Origin of the sequence: Rhizobium sp. Leaf311 (assembly GCF_001423445.1) — a bacterium.
In the GTDB taxonomy this organism is placed as follows: Bacteria; Pseudomonadota; Alphaproteobacteria; order Rhizobiales; family Rhizobiaceae; genus Agrobacterium.
In genome coordinates, this window is the sequence record NZ_LMNZ01000012.1 from 1 (window position 1) to 2,358 (window position 2,358).

Genomic DNA, 2,358 nt, shown 5'->3' on the forward strand with positions numbered 1-2,358 from the left:
GTGCCTGTTCTGTATGCATTGTGAAGAGAAGATATGTCTGGAAGCTTCCAGGTGTTTTGAGCCATTGGTTCAAGACGTCCGAGCCCAGTCCCAGAGAAACCTTGAGATGGCTTAGTCGGCCGGAATTGGTGGAGGGATTGGAGGTAGGTAGGAAAGCTTGTCCTAGGCATTTTTGTTGTTGACCAAATTTTGGTAGGCCGTAAGGCCGTCGCCAATCGTTTGGCGCCCCCGCGGAGCAAGAACCGAAAGGTTCTGTCAAGCGTGAGCGAAAAAATCTCTGATGGAAATGCTGGATTGGTGTTGCCTGACCGCGCATCACCGGATGATATCTCGAGAAGCTGGTCTTAATGATACGGCCTCGAAGTGCACCGGCGTGCCTTCATATGAGGACTGTATCGACACGTCGATGTCATCAAGAAATAATCTGATTGTAAAAGGTAATCGGATTGCCGCCCTTCGGGACGGCTATGGATGAGCATAGACAATGAGAACGAAGAAGTGAATTAAGGGCATTTGGTGGATGCCTTGGCATGCACAGGCGAAGAAGGACGTGATACGCTGCGATAAGCCGTGGGGAGCTGCGAATAAGCTTTGATCCATGGATCTCCGAATGGGGCAACCCACCTTAAATGCTTGGAGAATCCAAGTTGTTCAGCGATGGACGGCTTGGGTTTCCAAGCATTGTGATAAGGTATCTGCATCTGAATACATAGGGTGTAAGAAGCGAACGCAGGGAACTGAAACATCTAAGTACCTGCAGGAAAGGACATCAACCGAGACTCCGTAAGTAGTGGCGAGCGAACGCGGACCAGGCCAGTGGCAATGCTGAATAAAGTCGAACGATTTGGAAAAGTCGGCCATAGCGGGTGATAGCCCCGTAGACGTAGAACAGGCATTGTCCTTGAGTAGGGCGGGACACGTGAAATCCTGTCTGAACATGGGGAGACCACTCTCCAAGCCTAAGTACTCGTGCATGACCGATAGCGAACAAGTACCGTGAGGGAAAGGTGAAAAGCACCCCGACGAGGGGAGTGAAATAGAACCTGAAACCGGATGCCTACAAGCAGTCGGAGCTCGAAAGAGTGACGGCGTACCTTTTGTATAATGGGTCAACGACTTAGTGTAGCAAGCAAGCTTAAGCCGGTAGGTGTAGGCGTAGCGAAAGCGAGTCTGAATAGGGCGTTTAGTTTGTTGCATTAGACCCGAAACCGAGTGATCTAGCCATGAGCAGGCTGAAGGTTGGGTAACACCAACTGGAGGGCCGAACCCATATCTGTTGCAATAGATTGGGATGACTTGTGGCTAGGGGTGAAAGGCCAATCAAACTCGGAAATAGCTGGTTCTCCGCGAAATCTATTTAGGTAGAGCGTCGACCGAATACCCTCGGGGGTAGAGCACTGGATGGGCTATGGGGACTCACCGTCTTACTGATCCTAACCAAACTCCGAATACCGAGGAGTACTAGTCGGCAGACACACGGCGGGTGCTAACGTCCGTCGTGAAGAGGGCAACAACCCTGACCTCCAGCTAAGGTCCCCAAGTCATGGCTAAGTGGGAAAGGATGTGAGGATCCCAAAACAACCAGGATGTTGGCTTAGAAGCAGCCATCATTTAAAGAAAGCGTAACAGCTCACTGGTCTAAATAAGGGTCTTTGCGCCGAAAATGTAACGGGGCTAAAGCCATGCACCGAAGCTGAGGATACAACGTAAGTTGTGTGGTAGCGGAGCGTTCCGTAAGTCTGTGAAGGCGGACCCGTGAGGGCTGCTGGAGATATCGGAAGTGCGAATGTTGACATGAGTAACGATAAAGGGAGTGAGAGACTCCCTCGCCGAAAGACCAAGGGTTCCTGCTTAAAGTTAATCTGAGCAGGGTTAGCCGGCCCCTAAGACGAGGCGGACACGCGTAGTCGATGGGAACCACGTTAATATTCGTGGGCCTGGTGGTAGTGACGGATCTTGTGTGTTGTTCAACCTTATTGGATTGGTTGGGCGGCGAAGAGGTTCCAGGAAATAGCTCCACCGTATAGACCGTACCCGAAACCGACACAGGTGGTCAGGTAGAGTATACCAAGGCGCTTGNCTATGTTGAAGGAACTCGGCAAATTGCACGCGTAACTTCGGAAGAAGCGTGACCCTGTTGTACGCAAGTATGTCAGGGTGGCACAGACCAGGGGGTAGCGACTGTTTATCAAAAACACAGGGCTCTGCGAAGTAGCAATACGACGTATAGGGTCTGACGCCTGCCCGGTGCTGGAAGGTTAAAGGGAGGGGTGCAAGCTCTGAACTGAAGCCCCAGTAAACGGCGGCCGTAACTATAACGGTCCTAAGGTAGCGAAATTCCTTGTCGGGTAAGTTCCG

The 2,358-nt window shown here is 51.5% G+C and carries 1 rRNA gene (only partly in view); it reads left to right on the forward strand.

The window, feature by feature from the left end:
• Positions 1-492: 492 nt before the first annotated feature.
• A 23S ribosomal RNA gene (locus tag ASF69_RS14820) occupies positions 493-2,358 on the forward strand; it runs 1,003 nt beyond the window's last position.